10 protein-coding genes and 1 tRNA gene are annotated in these 18,962 nt (G+C 62.6%); 4 read left to right on the forward strand and 7 right to left on the reverse strand.

Features of this window, described 5'->3' with window-relative positions:
• Positions 1-119 precede the first annotated feature (119 nt).
• The 5 genes from NKI08_RS03805 to NKI08_RS03825 all read right to left on the reverse strand — a co-directional run bounded on the left by NKI08_RS03805 (position 120) and on the right by NKI08_RS03825 (position 14,320).
• Positions 120-3,323 carry an efflux RND transporter permease subunit gene (locus NKI08_RS03805; protein WP_352767271.1) on the reverse strand — a complete coding sequence of 1,068 codons (3,204 nt, stop codon included), beginning with the start codon at positions 3,321-3,323 and terminating at the stop codon, positions 120-122.
• A complete protein-coding gene (locus NKI08_RS03810; RefSeq protein WP_352470181.1) occupies positions 3,320-4,426 on the reverse strand; it encodes an efflux RND transporter periplasmic adaptor subunit in 1,107 nt (368 codons plus the stop codon). The genes NKI08_RS03805 and NKI08_RS03810 overlap by 4 nt, the downstream gene beginning before the upstream one ends.
• Positions 4,427-4,839: 413 nt before the next feature.
• Entirely contained in the window at positions 4,840-6,339 is a 1,500-nt protein-coding gene (locus NKI08_RS03815; RefSeq protein ID WP_352767273.1) for a helicase HerA domain-containing protein, read from the reverse strand.
• Positions 6,340-6,489: 150 nt separating this feature from the next.
• Complete coding sequence (locus NKI08_RS03820) at positions 6,490-8,556, reverse strand: PAS domain-containing hybrid sensor histidine kinase/response regulator (RefSeq protein ID WP_352767275.1); 2,067 nt, start codon at positions 8,554-8,556, stop codon at positions 6,490-6,492.
• 52 nt (positions 8,557-8,608) lie between these two features.
• Positions 8,609-14,320: a HAMP domain-containing protein gene (locus NKI08_RS03825; RefSeq protein WP_352767429.1), complete on the reverse strand. Its 5,712-nt coding sequence runs from the start codon at positions 14,318-14,320 to the stop codon at positions 8,609-8,611.
• A 44-nt stretch (positions 14,321-14,364) separates the two neighbouring features.
• Between NKI08_RS03825 and NKI08_RS03830 the strand changes: the two genes are divergently transcribed.
• Positions 14,365-14,913, forward strand: coding sequence for a hypothetical protein (locus NKI08_RS03830; RefSeq protein WP_352767277.1), 549 nt, complete (start codon positions 14,365-14,367; stop codon positions 14,911-14,913).
• Positions 14,914-15,139: 226 nt separating this feature from the next.
• On the opposite strand, the gene NKI08_RS03835 is transcribed toward NKI08_RS03830, so the two are convergent.
• Both NKI08_RS03835 and NKI08_RS03840 read right to left on the reverse strand, forming a co-directional pair.
• A tRNA-Ala gene (locus tag NKI08_RS03835) sits at positions 15,140-15,215 on the reverse strand.
• Between the two features lie 163 nt (positions 15,216-15,378).
• The gene (locus NKI08_RS03840) at positions 15,379-15,768 is read right to left on the reverse strand and encodes a TIGR02300 family protein (protein WP_023676282.1); all 390 of its coding nucleotides are present in this window, start codon (positions 15,766-15,768) and stop codon (positions 15,379-15,381) included.
• Positions 15,769-15,962: 194 nt separating this feature from the next.
• On the opposite strand from NKI08_RS03840, the gene aroA reads away from it, so the two are divergent.
• Genes aroA through cmk form a run of 3 tightly spaced genes read left to right on the forward strand, consistent with a single transcriptional unit; the run spans position 15,963 to position 18,831 of the window.
• Complete coding sequence (gene aroA / locus NKI08_RS03845) at positions 15,963-17,321, forward strand: 3-phosphoshikimate 1-carboxyvinyltransferase (protein WP_352767279.1); 1,359 nt, start codon at positions 15,963-15,965, stop codon at positions 17,319-17,321.
• A gap of 24 nt (positions 17,322-17,345) precedes the next feature.
• Positions 17,346-18,179, forward strand: a complete 834-nt coding sequence (locus tag NKI08_RS03850; protein ID WP_352767281.1) for a hypothetical protein — start codon at positions 17,346-17,348, stop codon at positions 18,177-18,179.
• A 1-nt stretch (position 18,180) separates the two neighbouring features.
• The gene (gene cmk, locus NKI08_RS03855) at positions 18,181-18,831 is read left to right on the forward strand and encodes a (d)CMP kinase (RefSeq protein WP_352767283.1); all 651 of its coding nucleotides are present in this window, start codon (positions 18,181-18,183) and stop codon (positions 18,829-18,831) included.
• Positions 18,832-18,962: the final 131 nt, after the last annotated feature.

The following is an 18,962-nucleotide window of genomic DNA, read 5'->3' on the forward strand; positions in this document are numbered from 1 at the left end:
ATCAGACCGAGCAGGGTCTCCGCGGCACCTCGACGCCGAGGTTGCGCAGATCGTAGCCGTTGCCGCGCCGCGCCGATTTTCTGGAGTGATAACCGCGCTCGCGCGGCGAATTCGTAACCCTACTCGGCGGCCGTCTCCGATGGCGCCTCTGCCGGCCCCGAAGGTTCGGCCTCGGCACGGGGCTTGCGCCGTGAAAACAGCGACCTGAGCGTGACGTAGAACACCGGCGTCAGGAACAGGCCGACGAAGGTGACGCCGAGCATGCCGGAGAACACCGCGGTGCCGAGCGACTGGCGCATTTCTGCGCCCGGTCCCGTTGCGATCATCAGCGGCACGACGCCGAGGATGAACGAGAAGGCGGTCATCAGGATCGGCCGCAGCCTGAGCCGGCAGGCTTCGACGGCAGCCTCGGCGGCCGACAGCCCGCGTTCCTGCGCCTGCCGCGCGAATTCGACGATCAGGATCGCGTTCTTCGCGGCAAGCCCGATCAGCACGATGAGGCCGATCTGCACGAGGATGTTGTTGTCCAGCCCTCGGAAAGACACGCCGAGCAACGCCGCGAGCACGCCGAGCGGCACCACCAGCACAATGGCGAACGGCAGCACCCAGCTTTCATATTGCGCCGCCAGCGCCAGGAACACGAACAGCACCGACAGTCCGAAGATATAGACAGCGGCATTGCCGGTGTTGCGCTCCTGATAGGCGAGCTCGGTCCATTCATAGGAGGTACCGGCCGGCAGCGTCTTTGCCGTGATCTCTTCCATCAATGCCAGCGCGTCGCCCGTGGAAACGCCGGGCGCGGCGTTGCCCTGCAGCGGCACTGAGACGTACATGTTGTAGCGCTGGACCAGCGCCGGGCCGGTGACGTCGCGGATCTCGATCAACGTGCCGAGCGGAACCAGCGCGCCGGTCGCCGAGCGCACCTTCAGTTTCAAGATGTCGGCGCGATCGAGGCGGAACGCCTGGTCGGCCTGCGCCCGCACCTGGTAGACGCGCCCGAACGCGTTGAAGTCGTTGACGTAGGCGGTGCCCAAATTGATCGACAGCGTCTCGAAGATGTTGGGGATCGGCACGTTCAGGATGCGCGCCTTGTCGCGATCGATCTCCAGGAAGAATTGCGGGCTCGACGCGGAGAAGGTGGTGAACACGCCCGTCAGCCCCGGCGTCTTGTTGGCCTTGCCGGCGATTTCGTAGGCAAGCGCCAGGATCTGCCGCATGTCGGCGCTGTTGCGCTCCTGGATCTGCAGCTTGAAGCCGCCGGCATTGCCGACGCCGCGGATCGGCGGCGGTGGCAGTGCGATAATGAAGGCTTCCTTGATGCTTTGCAGGCTGCCGAACAGATTGCCGATGACCTGGGTCGCCGACTGGCCGGCTTTCAGTCGCTCGTCAAACGGCTTGAACCTGGCGAAGATCACGCCCGCGTTGCTGGCGTTGGTGAAGGTCGCGCCGGAGAAGCCGGCGAAGGCGACAGCGTAATCGACGCCTGGCGTTTTCTGGATGATCTGCGACGCCTGCTGGATGACCGAATCGGTCCTCGACAGCGAAGCGCCGTCCGGCAACTGGACGACGACGATCGCATAGCCCTGGTCAAGCGACGGAATGAAACCGCGCGGCACCGCCTGCACCATGTAGACCGTGGCGTAGATGAGGGCCGCGAAAACGGCCAGCATGGCGGCCATCGTTATCCACGAGCCGACCAGCACGCGGATAATGCTCGAATACCAATGGGCGACCCTGTCGAAGCCGCGATTGAAGCCGTCGGCGAGCGCCCGTCCGAACCGCGCCAGGAAAAAGCGCGGCGGCGCCGCCGCGGCGTGATGCGGCTTGAACAGCAGTGCGGCCAGCGCCGGCGAAAGCGTCAGCGAATTGAATGCCGAGATCGCCGTCGACACCGCGATGGTGATAGCAAACTGCAGATAGAACTGCCCAGAAATGCCGGGGATGAAGGCTGTCGGCACGAACACGGCTATCAGCACCAGCGAGATCGCGATGACGGCCGTTCCGACTTCGTCCATGGTCAGGTGCGACGCCGGACTGGGCGCCAGCCCTCTGGCGATATTGCGCTCGACGTTTTCGACCACGACGATCGCATCGTCGACGACGATGCCGATCGCCAGAACGAGGCCGAACAGCGTCAGCATGTTGAGCGAGAAGCCGGCGGCGTAAAGTACCGCCAGCGTGCCGATCAGCGACACGGGAATCGCCACGATCGGCACGATCGCCATGCGCCACGATTGCAGGAAGACGATGATGACGATGATGACCAGCAGCATCGCCTCGAGGATCGTCTTGTAGACCTCCTGGATCGACTCGGCGACGAACTCGGTCGGATTGTAGACGATGTCGTAGCTCAACCCCTTCGGGAAGTCGCGGGAAAGCTCCTTCATCTTGTCCTGGATCTCCGCGGCTGCGGCGAGCGCATTGGTGCCCGGCCGCTGGAAGATGGCGAGCGCCACCGCCGGTTTGCCGTTGAGATAGGAGTTGGTGACGTAATCCTTGGCGCCGAGCTCGATGCGCGCCACGTCCTGGAGCGAGATCAGGCGGCCGTCGTCGGTCGATTTGACGATCACGTATCGGAAGTCGCGTGCGTCGTTGAAGCGGCCTTGCGTTGTGACCGTGTACTGGAACGCCGTGCCGGTGCTGGTCGGCGGCGCGCCGATCGAGCCGCCCGACACCTGGACATTCTGGTCGCGCAGCGCCTGCACCACATCGCCCGAGGTCATCCCCAGGGCGGACAGTTTTTCCGGATCGAGCCAGATGCGCAGCGAATATTCGCGTTCGCCGAAGATGATGAGGTCGCCGACGCCGTCTAGTCTGAGCAGTATGTCGCGCACCCGCGAGCGGGCGTAGTTCGAGACGTAGAGTTGGTCGTAGGTATTGTCGGGCGACAGCATGTGCACGACCATCATCAGGTCGGGCGAGGTCTTGGTGGTGGTGATGCCGAGGCGGCGGACTTCTTCGGGCAGGCGCGGCTCGGCGACCGACACGCGGTTCTGCACCAGCACCTGCGCCTGGTCGAGATCGGTGCCCAGCTTGAAGGTGATGGTCAGCGCCATCGCCCCGTCGCCCGACGAATAGGACGACATGTAGAGCATGCCCTCGACGCCGTTGATCTCCTGCTCGATCGGCGTTGCCACCGTCGCTGCGACCGTCTCGGCGTCTGCGCCCGGATACTGGGCGCGAACGACGATGGTCGGCGGCGCGATCTCGGGATATTGCGCGACCGGCAGCTGGGTATAAGCAATCCCGCCGAGGATCAGCAGGACGATCGAAACGACCGATGCGAAGATCGGACGGTCGACGAAGAAATGTGCGAACCTCATTGCTGCAACTCGGCGGTCTCGGCCCTGGGCGGCAACGTCACCATCTCGACCTTGACCTTGGTGCCGGGCCTGGCGTGCATCAGCCCGTTGACGATGATCGTCTCATCGCCGGTCAGGCCCTGGCGGATCACCCGGTAGCCGTCGAGAAGCGGGCCGGTGCGCACGGGCTTCGCCGACACCATCCCGGCCTCATCCACCAGGAACACGATGCGGCGATCCTGATCGGCGCCGATCGCCTCGTCGGGCACCAGCACGCCGCTATGCGGCAGCGACCCCGGCACGTTGATGCGTCCGAACATGCCTGGCTGGAGAATGCCGTCGGCGTTGGGAAACCTTGCACGCACCCGCATGGTGCCGGTCGCGTTGTCGATCCGGTTCTCGGCAAAATCGAGCTTGCCTTTGAATACTGCCTCCGCGCGGTCGGCGACGCGAACCACCACCTCGAGCCCGCCGGCGCCTTCCTGCATGCTGCCGCCGCGCTCCTTCGCGTCGCGGGCGTAGCTGAAATACAGGCGCTCATCGACGTCGAAATAGAAGTCGATCGGATCGCGCGTAACGATGGTCGTCAGCAAGGTGGAATCCGGCTGCACGAGGTTGCCGACCGACACCAGCCGGCGGTCGATGCGGCCGGACAAGGGTGCCTTGATCTCGGTGAATTCCATGTTCAGTCTGGCCGTCGTCAGCGCAGCCGTCGCGCCCTGCATCTGCGCCTGCGCCGAAAGGTATTCCCGCCGGCGGTCGTCGACCGTCGCGGTTGAGATATTGCCGGTCTTGGCGAGTTCGTCGGCGCGATCCAGCTGCATCTTGGAGAATTCGAGCAGACTCTTGGCGACGTCCACTTGCGACTTGGCGGCATCATAAGCCGCCTGGTACGGACGCTGATCGATGGTGAAGAGCAGGTCGCCCTTGTTGACCAGTGCGCCGTCCTGGAAGCTGACCTTGTCCAGATAGCCGCTGACGCGCGAACGGATGGCGACCTGGTCGAGGGCTTCGAAGCGCCCGACGAACTCGTCGTCTTCGACGATTTCACGGACCACCGGCTTGGCCGCCGTCACCACGGGTAACTGTTGGTCCTGCGCAAACGCAGTGCTGCTGAAAGCCATGCCGAGCAGGAATGCCGCCAACACGGCGGCGCGGGTAAGCCAGCCGGCCGATCGACAGGGTCGCCCGCCCGCGTCGCGATGCAATTGCCCATTCTCTTGGGTGTCCATTTGCGTCCTCGCTCGCTGGACCCGGAGGTCGGTTGATCCGCTTCTACGCTCAGGCTTTTCGTCGAAATCAGAGCACTACAGTGTGTGCATGGCAACATGATCATTTTCGATGTGGGCTGAAATGTCCACCCTGTGGCTGCCCCGCCACCCGCCACTTGCGATGCAGATCCACCGGGCGGTCCGGGGATGCCATTGAGAGGGGGCGGCTAGACCTGGGAACAGACCTTGGTCCCGTCGGGCTGAACGTCCGCAACCCTTCTTCAAACGTTAAAGCCGCCATTTCGCTATCGGAACCGCATCAGCCCTTACACCGCCAAACTCCCCTGCTCCGCGTCCTCTGCATTGGGATCGCCCGGCGCGGTCGCCCAGGCGAGCTCCACCAGCGTCACCGTCCGCCTTCCAACCCCGTCGAGCTGGCAGACGATCAGCCCCTGCTCCTCGATATATATCAGCAGGCGCCGGGCGCGGCGTAGCGAGTGCGAGCCGTAGGCGCGGGCGATCGCCGCGTCGCTCGGGCAGGGCCAGCCTTCCTTGGCGGCGCGGGCGATCATCATGAACACGCCTTGCATGTCCTCGGGGAGCAGCGAGGCGCGCGCCGAGACGTCCTGCCAAGCGTCATCGCCTGCCATGTCGGAGCCGAGGCCGGCGCGGGCGCGGGTCAGCATGCGGCGGAACTCCGGCAGGTCCGGCACGACCGAGGCGAGGCCCTCGATGCGGCAGCGGACCACGAACTCCTGATAAAGCACGCCGATGACCCGGAAGCCGGCATCGGGTTGCGCCAGCACGGCGCGCAGCACCCGGTCGACGCGCTCGCGGCGCTCCGCCAAATCCTCGGCGCTGATCGGCGGCTCCACCGCTTCGGGGCGGATTTCCAGCGCCGCCGATTTCGCCGCCATCAGCTGGTCGAGCAGGTCCGGCGACGACCGGCGCTGCGGCCGGACGGTTTCGGGCGGCGGGGCCGCCAGGATGATCGCGCGCGCGTCCTCCAACGCCGATTCCGGCAGCGGCATCAGGCGCGGGGTCGCGTTGCGCGGACTTGTATCGGTCGGGCCGATCCGCAAGCCCAGCGGACGGCGCGACAGCGCCGGGCCGAGCGCCATGAATTGCCCGCGCTCGAGGTCGCGAAAAGCCTCCGCCTGGCGCCGCTCCATGCCGAGCAGGTCGGCGGCGCGCGCCATGTCGATATCGAGAAAGGTCCGGCCCATGAGGAAATTGGAAGCCTCGGCCGCGACGTTCTTGGCAAGCTTGGCCAGCCGCTGGGTGGCGATGATGCCGGCCAGCCCGCGTTTGCGGCCGCGGCACATCAAATTGGTCATGGCGCCGAGCGAGAGCTTGCGCGCCTCGTCGGAAACCTCGCCGGCGACAGCCGGCGCGAACAGCTGCGCTTCGTCAACCACCACCAGCATCGGGTACCAGTGGTCGCGGGCGACCTCGAAAAGCCCGCCGAGAAAGGCGGCGGCGCGCCGCATCTGGTTCTCGGCGTCGAGCCCCTCGAGATTGAGCACCGTGGAGACGCGGTGGATGCGCGCCCGCTCGCCGGCGCTCTGCAGGCCGCGCTCGGTATGCTCCTCGGCGTCGATCACCAGGTGGCCGAAACGGTCGCCCAGCGTCACGAAGTCGCCTTCGGGGTCGATGATGGTCTGCTGCACCCAGGGCGCGCTCTGCTCCAAGAGCCGGCGCAGCAGGTGGGACTTGCCGGAGCCCGAATTGCCCTGCACCAAAAGGCGGGTCGCCAGCAGCTCCTCGAGATCCAGCGCCGCCGGGGCGCCTGCGCTCGTCTGGCCCATCTCGATCGCAACGGTCATGTCTCGACTCTCCTTGCGGAGAGGGCTTATCAATCGCATCACAGCCCGTCGAGCGCGGCATGGCCGGCGCTCCGTGTTGCGCACAGGCTGGATGTCGCGGACGATCGAGGATACGGAACGTACCGTTTCGATTCGATGAGGCTTGTCTCCTCAGGTCGAAAACCGGTACCCGCCTTTCACCGGCTGGGCCTGCCTGGCTTTCTGCGAGCCGGCGCGCGCGGCCGCTGCAAGAATGCTCTCCACCAGATCCTTATCGCGCAGCGGTTTGCCGAGCAGCGGCACGTCGGGGGGCCGGCCGGCGATCGCGTCGGCATCGGCATATCCGGTTATCATCACCGCCGGCCAATCGGCCCGCAGATTGCGGGCGAACCGAATGACCTCCAGGCCCGAGACGAGCGGCATGGCAAAATCGGTGACGATGACATCGAAATCGTACGGCGCGCGCTCGATCATCGCCAGCGCTTCGGCACCGCCCGCGGCACAGGTAACCGCAAAGCCGTGTTGGCGAAGCGATTGCACCGTCAGTTCCCGCAGTACGTTGCTGTCGTCGATCAGCAGGACCGATGGATAGTCCTCGCCGGCATTCACGACGCTGTCGTCGGCATCGGATTTCTCGGGGATTTCGACCGGACGCTCGATTGAACGCGGCAGCCAGAGCTGGACGGATGTTCCACTGCCGACGGTGCTTTCAATGCGAAGCGTGCCGCCCGATTGCTTGACGAAACCATGCACCGTGCTCAGACCGAGGCCAGTGCCCTTGCCGACCGGTTTTGTGGTGAAGAACGGTTCGACGACCTTGGCGAGAATGTCAGCCGGTATGCCCGACCCGGTGTCCTTGACGGTGACCACGACATAGTCGCCCGCCGAAATATCCTCGGCTGCACGGCCTAGCGTTCGATTTTGCGCCTCCACGATTATCGTGCCGCCGGACGGCATGGCATCGCGCGCGTTGAAGACCAGGTTCATCAGCGCGAGCTCCAGCTGGCTGGCATCGACATGCGCCGGCCACACAGTGTCGTCGACAAGCCAATCGAAACGGATCAGGCCGCCCAGGACCGGGGCCACCAACCCGTTCATTGTATCGCCGAGCGCGGCGAGGCGCACGGCCTGCGGCCTCAGCGTCTGGCGGCGCGAGAACGCAAGCATGCGGTTGACGAGCTCGGCGCCTTGTTTTGCCGACCGGCGTGTCAGTTCCAGAACCTGCCTGGTCTGTCCATCGAACTCGGCGTGGCGCTCGAGCAATCCCAATCCGCTGAGAATTGCGGCAAGCAGATTGTTGAAATCATGCGCCAGCCCGCCGGTAAGCTTGCCGATCGCGTCGAGGCGCTGCGATTGCAGCAGCTGGTTCTCAAGCTCGCGCCGCTCGGTAACGTCCAGCAACGTGCCGAGGATCTCAGGCTCTTTGCCGTCGGAGCCATTCGACAGGACGCCCTGGTCGAGAAAAATCCGGTAATTGCCGTCGGCGCATTGCCAGCGGAATTCGCAGGTGTAGGAGCCGGCGGCCTTGGCTGCGAGCAGGACCTCCCTCACTCTCGGCAGATCGTCGGGATGAACCCGGCTCAGGCCGAAGCCTGGATCGGATGTCAGGCGTTCGGGAGGAAAGCCGGTCAGGCGTTCGACCCCTTCGGTGACAAAGCTGGCGCCGAACGGCGGCTCCGCCGCCCTTGCGTGGAAGCAGACCGGAAGAGAGCTCAAAATGGCATGCTGCCGCTCCTGGGCGCTGCGCAGGGCTCGCTCGGCCTCGAGCTTTTCCTTCTGCGCCTGCAGTGCCTGGGCCAGCAGCCGTTGCTCGGCAGCCGCCTTTTGCTGGATTTCCAGCGTCTTCTCATGAAGTTCGACGAACACGGCGACCTTGGAACGCAGCATGGCCGGGTCGAAAGGCTTGAACACGTAATCGACCGCGCCGGCGTCGTAGCCGCGCAACATGTGCGCGTCTTCCTTGTTGATGGCGGTGAGAAAAATTATCGGCGTTCGCCTGGATTGCTCGCGCTGGCGGATCAATCCCGCGGTCTCGTAGCCATCCAGCCGGGGCATCAGCACATCCAGCAGGATGACTGCGAAATCCTCCTTCAGCAGTGCGCGCAACGCCTCTTCGCCCGACTGCACGCAGACGACTTCACCGATAGGGGCCAGAACCTCGCCGATCGCCAGCAGATTGCGCTCGTCGTCATCCACGGCCAGGATGCGCGCCTTTGCCGGCCCTGCTGCCGGCGCCATAACCTCCAGCTTCCTTGCTCCGTTTCTCGACAGTTTCTGCATCGAGCGGCCGTCAGTTCACTGCCATGAGCGTCTTTTCCGGACCATGAACACGGGATCGCGAACGGCCGATCCAGACACGCAGCAGTGCCAGCAGCAGATCAAGGTCGACAGGCTTGGCGATGTAGTCGGAGGCGCCGGCGTCGAGGCACTTCTGCCGGTCGCCCTTCATTGCCTTGGCTGTGACCGAGATCAACGGGATATGGGCGATCGCCGGCATGCTGCGGATCTGCCGCATCGTCTCGTAGCCATCCATTTCCGGCATCATGATATCGATCAGTGCCGCATCGATGTCCGGGCTCTGCTCCAGAAGCGCGATACCTTCCCGGCCACGCTCCGCATGCAGCACCTGGATGTCATAGGTCTCGAGAACGCTGGTGAGTGAATAGATGTTGCGGATGTCGTCGTCGACGATGAGGACCTTTGCGCCGGCGAGGTCGAACTTGTCCGGCTGTTCGGCTGCCGCACTATTGTTGTCGTGGCCCCGCCCCGGGAGCGTCGCGGATATCAGGAGAGCCAGCTGCGCGAAATTCTCCGCCCGGGGAACGTCTGCCAATGCCGGATGCAAGGCAAGCGACTGTTGCAGCGCTTCCGGATGAGGCGCAAAGAACAGCAGCCGCGACACCGACTGTCCGAACAGGACGGCAATCTCATCCAGCATCTGGGCGTTGTCCTTGGCCGAGCGGCCAAAGCCGAGCACAACGGCATCATAGCCGGCGATGCCGATATCGTCCGCATTCGCGGCGACGCGGCCGATCGCCATGACCGAGGTGACGCCGTCGCGAATCGCGTCGATCAGCGAAAGGCGGCGCTCGGGATCGGGATCGGCAATCAGGACGCGGCGCTGGACGCGGAGCTTTCTGGAATGAATGTCGTGGAAGACCTTCATCAGTTCGTCCGACGATACGGGCTTGGTTGAAATGCTGGATGCACCCTTGCGGGCAAGCACCTCGATGTCTTCGGCGCCCGAGATGACATGAACGGGAATGTCCTTGGTTTTCGGGTCATGGCGAAGCAGATCGAACAACACCCAGCCGTCGATATCCGATAGTCCGAGATCGAGCGTAATCGCGTCGGGAACCAGCTTGCGTGCCAAAGCCAGCGTGCCGGAGCCCGCGGTCGACAGGACGCCTTTCAGCCCGGCCGAACGTGCAAGGCCGAGCAGCAAACCGCCGAAGGTCGGATCGTCCTCGACGATCAGCACGATCCGATCTTCCGACGAGATCGTGTCGCGGTCATCGAGCAATTCGGAGGACGGCGGGCTCGGCTGCGCCGTCGTCGCGGCCACCTCCATCGCCGGCAGCAACGCCGCTTGCGGGGCCAAGGCCATCCGGGGTCCGTCGAATGGAATGACCAGAGTGAACGTCGAACCCTTGCCCGGCGTGCTCTCGACCCTCAATTCGCCGCCAAGCAGCCGGGCAATCTCCCGGCTGATCGAAAGCCCAAGCCCAGTGCCGCCATATTTGCGGCTTGTGGTGCCGTCGGCCTGCTGGAAGGCTTCGAAGATCAGCTTCTGCTTGTCCTGCGGAATACCGATGCCGGTATCGCTGACGACGATCGCGAGCGCCTCCATGGGTTGCGCCGAACCGTTGTGACGGCCCGCCTTTTCGGCCCGGAAATTCAAGCGGACCTCGCCTTGCGAGGTGAACTTGAACGCGTTCGACAAAAGGTTGAGCACGATTTGCTGCAATCGCTTCTCGTCGGTGCGGACGGTCTCCGGAAGCTCGGGATCGACGTTGATGGTGAAGCCAAGTCCCTTGTCGGTCGCCAGTTGCCGGAAGGTTCGCTCCATGTGCTGGCGAAGATGCACCACCGGCATGTCGTTGATGTCGATCGAGACGGTGCCCGATTCGATCTTCGACAGGTCGAGGATGTCGTTGATCAGGCTCAAAAGGTCGGTGCCGGCCGAATTGATGGTGCGCGCGAACTCGACCTGCTTGTCGTTGAGATTGCCCTGCTGGTTGGTTGCGAGCAGGTTTGAAAGGATGAGCAGCGAGTTCAGCGGCGTGCGCAGTTCGTGGCTCATATTGGCGAGGAATTCCGACTTGTATTTCGAGGTAAGCGCCAGCTGCTCGGCCTTCTCCTCCAGCGCCCGCCGCGCCATCTCGATTTCCAGGTTCTTGTTCTCCACCTGCTTCTTTTCGTTCTCGAGCAGCTGCGCCTTTTCCTGCAGCTCCTCGTTGGTGGCGTGCAGCTCCTCCTGCTTCTTGGTCAGTTCGGTCTGACGCGCCTGCAATTCCGAGGTCAGCAGCTGCGACTGCTTGAGCAGGCCTTCGGTGCGCATGGTGGCGGCGATGGTGTTGAGAACGATGCCGACGGATTCCATCAGCTGGTTGAGGAAGGACTGGTGCGTGTCGCGGAATTCGCTGAACGAGGCGAGTTCGATGACGGCCTTCACCTCGTCCTCGAACAGAGCCGGAAGAATGATCACGTTCGCCGGCGCGGCATTGCCAAGGCCGGAGGTAACGCGCAGGAAATTCGGCGGCACATTGTCCAGCATGATGGCGCGCTTGTCGGCGGCACTCTGCCCGACAAGCCCTTCACGCAGATCGAGGCGTTGCTTGATTTCCGCCTTGCTTTCGGCGCCATAGGAGGCGGCGAGCTCCAGATAGAATTCATCCTCGTCGCGGTTGGTCACATAGAACACGCCATATTGCGCATTCACCAGCGGGGCGAGTTCGGACATGATGAGGCGCGAGACCGTGGCCAGGTCACGCTCGCCCTGCAGCATGCGCGAGAAGCGGGCGAGATTGGTCTTCAGCCAGTCCTGCTCGGCATTCTTCAGCGTCTGGTCCTTCAGATTGCGGATCATCTCGTTGATGTTGTCTTTCAGCGCCGCCACCTCGCCGGAGGCCTGGACGCTGATCGAGCGGGTCAGATCGCCCTTGGTCACCGCCGTCGACACCTCGGCGATGGCGCGCACCTGGGTGGTCAGGTTGGCCGCGAGCTGATTGACGTTGTCGGTCAGGTCGCGCCAAAGGCCGGCAGCGCCGGGCACCCGGGCCTGGCCGCCGAGCTTGCCTTCGATGCCCACTTCGCGGGCGACGTTGGTCACCTGGTCGGCGAAGGTCGCCAGCGTCTCGATCATGCCGTTGATGGTGTCGGCGAGCGAGGCGATCTCGCCCTTGGCATCGACCGTCAGCTTGCGCTTGAGATTGCCTTGCGCGACCGCGGTCACGACATCGGCGATGCCGCGCACCTGGTTGGTCAGGTTCGTCGCCATCAGATTGACGTTGTCGGTCAGGTCCTTCCAGGTGCCGGCGACGCCCTCGACCCGCGCCTGGCCGCCGAGCTTGCCCTCGGTGCCGACCTCGCGGGCGACACGCGTCACTTCGCCGGCAAAGGAGTTCAGCTGGTCGACCATGGTGTTGATCGTCGATTTCAGCTCCAGGATCTCGCCCTTGACGTCGACGGTGATCTTCTTCGACAGGTCGCCGCGCGCCACAGCGGTGGTCACCTCGGCGATGTTGCGGACCTGGCCGGTCAGGTTCTCGGCCATCGAATTCACATTGTCGGTCAGATCCTTCCAGGTGCCGGCAACGCCGCGCACCTGCGCCTGGCCGCCGAGCTTGCCTTCGGTGCCGACCTCGCGCGCCACGCGCGTCACCTCCGAGGCAAAGGAATTCAGCTGGTCGACCATCGTATTGATGGTGTCCTTCAGCTCGAGGATCTCGCCGCGCACATCGACGGTGATCTTCTTCGACAGGTCGCCCAGCGCCACTGCCGTCGTCACCTCGGCGATGTTGCGCACCTGGCCGGTCAGATTGGCGGCCATCGCATTGACGTTGTCGGTCAGGTCTTTCCAGGTACCGGCAACGCCGCGCACCTGCGCCTGGCCGCCGAGCTTGCCGTCCGAACCGACTTCGCGCGCCACGCGCGTCACCTCGGAGGCGAAGGAATTCAGCTGGTCGACCATCGTATTGATGACGTCCTTGATCTGCAGGATCTCGCCCAATGCATCGACGGTGATCTTCTGGGTCAGGTCGCCGGTCGCAATCGCGGTTGCTACCTTGGAGACGTCGCGTAATTGCACGGTCAGATTGCCGGCCATGGCATTGACGTTGTCGGTCAAATCTTTCCAGGTGCCGCCGACGCCCTCGACATGCGCCTGACCGCCGAGCTTGCCCTCCGACCCCACTTCGCGCGCCACACGCGTCACTTCCGAGGCGAAGGAATTGAGCTGATCGACCATCGTGTTGACGGTGTCCTTGAGCTCGAGGATTTCGCCCTTGACGTCGACGGTGATCTTCTTCGACAGGTCGCCGCGGGCAACGGCGGTCGTCACCTCGGCGATGTTGCGGACCTGGCCGGTCAGGTTGGCGGCCATCAGGTTGACGTTATCGGTCAGGTCCTTCCAGGTGCCGCCGACGCCCTTCACCTCGGCCTGGCCGCCGAGCTTGCCTTCGGTTCCGACCTCGCGCGCCACACGCGTCACTTCCGAGGCGAAGGAATTGAGCTGGTCGACCATCGTGTTGATGGTGTCCTTGAGCTCGAGGATTTCGCCCTGCACGGCGACGGTGATCTTCTTCGACAAGTCGCCCGAAGCGACCGCAGTCGTCACCTCGGCGATGTTGCGGACCTGGCCGGTCAGGTTCTCGGCCATCGAATTGACGTTGTCGGTCAAGTCCTTCCAGGTGCCGGCGACGCCGCGCACCTGAGCCTGGCCGCCGAGCTTGCCCTCGGTGCCGACCTCGCGGGCGACACGCGTCACTTCGCCGGCAAATGAGTTCAGCTGGTCGACCATGGTGTTGATGGTCGATTTCAGTTCGAGGATCTCGCCCTTGACGTCGACCGTGATTTTCTTCGACAGGTCGCCAAGCGCCACGGCCGTGGTCACCTCGGCGATATTGCGCACCTGGCCTGTCAGATTTTCGGCCATCAGGTTCACGTTGTCGGTCAGGTCCTTCCAGGTGCCGCCGACACCTTCGACGCGCGCCTGACCGCCGAGCTTGCCTTCTGTACCGACTTCGCGCGCGACGCGCGTCACTTCCGAGGCGAAGGAATTGAGCTGGTCGACCATCGTGTTGATGGTGTTCTTGAGTTCGAGGATTTCGCCTTTCACGTCGACGGTAATCTTCTTCGACAGGTCGCCGGAAGCGACGGCGGTCGTCACCTCGGCGATGTTGCGCACCTGCCCGGTCAGGTTCGTCGCCATGGCGTTGACGTTGTCGGTCAGGTCCTTCCAGGTTCCGGCCACACCTTTCACGCGAGCCTGGCCGCCCAGCTTGCCTTCGGTGCCGACCTCGCGCGCCACGCGCGTCACTTCCGAGGCGAAGGAGGCCAGTTGCCCGACCATGGTGTTGACGATCTTGCCGATGCGCAGAAACTCGCCGCGCAGCTGCCGGCCGTCGATTTCGACCATCATCGTCTGCGACAGGTCACCCTTGGCCACCGCGCCGATGACGCGCGCCACTTCGGCCGTCGGCTGAACCATGTCCTCGATCAGATCGTTGACGGAACGGACGCTCGATTCCCAACTGCCGGTGGCGTTGCGGACACGGCCGCGTTCGCCGATCCGGCCATCCTTGCCGACGACCTTGCTGAGGCGTTCGAACTCGCGCGTGACCTGATCGTTGAGTTCTACGATTTCGTTGAAGGTGTCGGCGATCTCGGAATCAAGGCCGGCGTAGACATTGTCGATACGAACGGAGAAATCACCGCTCCGAAAAGCCTTCAGCGCGTTCAGTATTTGACGACGGTCCAATTGCCTTGTGGATGCAAGCACGCTCACAGCGCCCCTCCCAGCTCACGGATTTCTTGAATGTCCTGGTGAAACTGTCCCCTGCGGCCGACACAACTCCCCGCAAGCGCAAGAACGCGGCATGCTCGATTTGGTTCCAGACGAAATTGCCGCTATGCGGCAGGAATTTCGCAGCCGCATTCACGAAACGACGAGCAACAAAGATCCATAATGATTGTATCGATCAATATTTCTGCCCAACGGAACATCTCGAAAAAACTCTCGTTGGTATAGATCGCGATCCAGCGATGCAACTCGATGGAGACACTAAGATGATGAAAATTCTCTCTGCATCCCTACTTGCTATCGGCCTGGCCACATCTGCCATGGCACAATCCATGGGCTCCGGGACCGGTAGCGCCGATGGCAATACCGGCGTCAACACAGGCACTTCCGGCGGCAACACCGGGACCGGCAGCGCAACTACCCCGAACACGATCGATCCGAACGCAACGAACGCCACCACGCCGCAGACAAACGGTATGGAGGACCGCTGTAAGGATACGGCGAGCAGCGATACCGACAACAATACCCCCAGCGGCGCCATGACGTCGGATATGCAGAACTGCAACAAGTAACGGCGTTTTGCTCAGCCGTCATTTCAGCCCGCTGCCTGGTCCAGACCGGTGCTCGCGGTTCAAACCACAGCCAGAAACATGCACAGACCGGGCAGGGGCTCATTACTTCTGAATGGATCGGCGAGCCCAAGTAGGGCGGCCGATTACACTAATCTCAGCTGGGTTCTGCGATAGGCGGCGGCCAGCCCGGACGGGCGGGCGTTCTGCTGATTTTCGCGGAGAGAACTGGTGGAGCCAATCGGAATCGAACCGACGACCTCTTGAATGCCATTCAAGCGCTCTCCCAACTGAGCTATGGCCCCACTCCGGCAGTTCACCGGCGCCGTTTCCGGCGAAGAGATCCGGCGCGGGTTCTAGACCGCGCCGTTAGTGAAGGCGGCTTCTAACCCCGCCTTCAGTCAATATCAAGCCTTCAACAACCGCTTTTTCTAGGCAGCGCCGCGAAAGCCGGCGAATGCGGTTCGCTCAGACTTCGTCGTCGTCTTCGCCGACGCCGATCATGTCGGCAACGTCGTCGTCTTCTTCCTCCTCGTCGGCGAGGAACGTGTCATCCTCGTCATCGCCAAGGTCAACGTCGTCTTCGTCATCGCCGAGATCGGGAAGCTCGTCGGCCTTCGCGTCCTCGTCCGCCTCTTCGAGCGAGACGACCTCGACGCCCTCTTCCTCCTCGGCGTCCACTTCCTTCTCGGCAACTTCCTCTTCCTCCTCGAGGGCGGCGATCTTGCCTTCCTCGAAATAGGAGCGCGGATAGCTCTTGCCCGTGTAAGGCGAGACGATCGGGTCCTTGTTCAAGTCATAGAATTTTCGACCTGTCTCCGGGTCGATGCGTTTGGTGCCAAGTTCGGGTTTTGCCACAGCAAGCCTCGTCGATGAAAGTTTGGTCCCCTTAACCAGAGTTTACGGCGCTGTCAAAGCGAAAAGCCGGCGTCCCAAAAAGCTTGAATTCGAAGGCCTTCATACCAAGGGGATGACCATTTCGGTACGCCATGATAGGAGACCCCGCAAACCAGCAGAAAATGGCCGGCCGCCGGCGTTTCCAGGAAAGAACCATGTCGCACACTGCCGCCCCGAAGCAGGCCACCGCCCGCAAATCATCTGGCCTTTCAGGCGCGGCACGGGTGCCGGGCGACAAGTCGATCTCGCACCGCTCGTTCATGTTCGGTGGCCTGGCCTCCGGCGAAACCCGTATCACCGGGCTGCTGGAAGGCGAGGACGTGATGCGTACGGGCGCTGCCATGAAGGCCATGGGCGCCCATATCGAGAAGCATGGCGCTGAGTGGGTGATCCGCGGTACCGGCAACGGCGCGCTGCTGCAGCCGGAAGGCCCGCTCGATTTCGGCAATGCCGGCACCGGCTCACGCCTCACCATGGGCCTGGTCGGCACCTATGACATGGGAACCACCTTCATCGGCGACCCCTCGCTGTCCGGCCGGCCGATGGGCCGCGTGCTCGAACCTTTGCGCCAGATGGGCGTGCAGGTGCTGAAGGCGACGCCCGGCGACCGCATGCCGATCACGCTTCATGGGCCCAAGCACGCCGCGCCGATCACCTACCGCGTGCCGATGGCATCGGCACAAGTCAAGTCGGCGGTGCTGCTGGCCGGGCTGAACACGCCGGGCATCACCACCGTCATCGAGCCGGTTATGACGCGCGACCATACCGAAAAAATGCTCAAGGGGTTCGGCGCCAATCTGTCGGTCGAGACCGACGAGCGCGGCGTGCGCCACATTTTCATCGAAGGCCAGGGCAAGCTCGTGGGGCAGACGATCGCGGTGCCTGGCGACCCCTCCTCGGCCGGCTTTCCGCTGGTGGCGGCGCTGATCGTGCCGGGTTCGGACATTACAATCGAAAACGTGCTGATGAACCCGACCCGCACTGGACTTCTGTTGACGCTGCAGGAAATGGGCGGCCGGATCGATATAATCGATCCGCGCAACGAAGGCGGCGAGGATGTTGCCGATCTGCGCGTGCGTTACTCCGAACTGAAAGGCGTCACCGTACCGCCGGAACGGGCCCCGACGATGATCGACGAGTATCCGGTGCTTGCCGTGGCGGCCAGCTTCGCCGAGGGCGAGACGCTGATGCTCGGGCTGGAAGAGCTGCGGGTGAAGGAATCCGACCGGCTGTCGGCGGTCGCCAACGGGCTGAAGCTCAACGGCGTCGATTGCAGCGAAGGCGAGGCTTCGCTTGTCGTGCGCGGAAAGCCCGGCGGCAAGGGCCTCGGCCAGCATCCGAACGGACGGGGCACCATCGTCCAGACCCATCTCGACCACCGCATCGCCATGAGCTTCCTGGTGATGGGGCTGGCGACGGAAAAGCCCGTGACCATCGACGACCAGGCGATGATCGCGACGAGTTTTCCGGAGTTCATGGGCCTGATGAAGGGGCTCGGTGCGGAGATCGGATGATTAGGATGGGCTGCGTGACTTGATATGAGCGATGAGCAGCAACAACTTGACGAATGGCAGCTCGCTGCGATGGCAAGCGTCCAGGAATACGCTCGCCGCGTCAATCCAATCGTGAGTTGCGTTCTTCATCCATCGCGCACTACATCAATTGATCGCTTCTTGAAAATGATGAATGAACCTCCGACTTCAGAAGCTTTTGTAAAATGGGGACTTAAAAATGGTAAGAGAAAGCAAATTCTTTCGGATGGGATAAATTCCAATACAAGAAACAGCCTATCTATTGCTGCATATCACTATAAAAGAATACACGACCTTGACCACTCTATCGTAATCGCACTGCATGGTTTGAATTTGCGCGCCAATGAAACTGTCGCAGGCGGAGATATAACAATATTAAACGCGGAATATCAGGCGTTCATACTTTCATGCCGACGTTGCCTGGATCAACTTACTTACGCTCTGTCCAGTCTTTATAAAAATGAGTGTACAAGCTTTCGCAAATTCGGCAAATCGATATCAAATCGATCCGATGAGATTGGTCTTTCTGAAGATCTGCTTGCCACTTATTATAGACACCGTCCAAATTTTGACGGATGGTTGATGAAGGATGGAGACGATTCACGTTCAATTCGGGATGATTTAGCGCACTACAAATCGATCTCTGTCGGAACTCTCAACGTAAATCTAAACGGAATTTCTTTCGTTGGGACGGACGCCCCGCGGGGAAAACCAATAAATAGACATCTGCCCGATCTAATACGGGAATTGTTTTTACATTTAAGTGAGTGTGTTGAGGGCATGGTCGGGGTAACCACTGATCATTTTTCAAGTTATTTAATCAAGAATTATTCAACGTAAGATGACCACTCCCTTCACCATCGCCATCGACGGACCTGCCGGTGCCGGCAAAGGCACCCTTGCCCGGCGGCTGGCCGATCACTACCGGCTGAACCTGCTCGACACCGGTCTTACCTATCGCGCGGTGGCGCATTCGCTGCTCCGGCTCGGCCTGCCGCTCGACAATGTCTCGGCCGCTGAAACCGCGGCTCGCCAGGTCGATCTGGCAAAGCTCGACCGCGCCGTGCTTTCGGCACACGCCGTTGGCGAGGCGGCTTCGAAAGTGGCAGTGATCCCGTCGGTGCGGCGCATCCTGGTCGACAAACAGCGTGACTTTGCAAAAACCCCTCCCGGTGCGGTGCTCGACGGCCGCGACATCGGCACCGTCGTCTGTCCCGACGCCGACGTAAAACTCTATGTCACGGCCAGCGCCGAGGTGCGGGCAAAGCGGCGGCTGGATGAAATCGAGAGCATCGGCGGCACCGCTAATTTCGATGAAATCCTTGCCGATATCGTGCGCCGCGACGAACGCGACATGGGCCGCATGGACTCGCCCTTGAAGCCGGCCGCCGATGCGCACTTGCTCGACACGTCGGAAATGGCTATAGAGGCCGCGTTTCTGGCAGCTCAGGCGATCATCGACGATGTCCTGGCCAAGAGAAACGAAACCTGAGCCGGGTTTTCCTGCCGCCGCCGATTGCCGGCGACAAACAGAATTCCCATATCAGGCATGAACCAGCCTGCCAGCATTCTTCATGCGCCGGAATTGCCGCTCAAGGGCGGCCAAGGGCTTTTTGCCCGGAA

This window comes from Mesorhizobium sp. M0768, from assembly GCF_040320195.1.
GTDB lineage: Bacteria > Pseudomonadota > Alphaproteobacteria > Rhizobiales > Rhizobiaceae > Mesorhizobium.

Coding starts and splice junctions, on each gene's coding strand:
- cmk (WP_352767283.1), top strand. CDS start 18,181: ATGACCACTCCCTTCACCATCGCCATCGACGGACCTGCCGGTGCCGGC.
- NKI08_RS03815 (WP_352767273.1), bottom strand. CDS start 6,339: ATGACCGTTGCGATCGAGATGGGCCAGACGAGCGCAGGCGCCCCGGCG.
- NKI08_RS03805 (WP_352767271.1), bottom strand. CDS start 3,323: ATGAGGTTCGCACATTTCTTCGTCGACCGTCCGATCTTCGCATCGGTC.
- NKI08_RS03820 (WP_352767275.1), bottom strand. CDS start 8,556: ATGGCGCCGGCAGCAGGGCCGGCAAAGGCGCGCATCCTGGCCGTGGAT.
- aroA (WP_352767279.1), top strand. CDS start 15,963: ATGTCGCACACTGCCGCCCCGAAGCAGGCCACCGCCCGCAAATCATCT.
- NKI08_RS03810 (WP_352470181.1), bottom strand. CDS start 4,426: ATGGCTTTCAGCAGCACTGCGTTTGCGCAGGACCAACAGTTACCCGTG.
- NKI08_RS03850 (WP_352767281.1), top strand. CDS start 17,346: ATGAGCGATGAGCAGCAACAACTTGACGAATGGCAGCTCGCTGCGATG.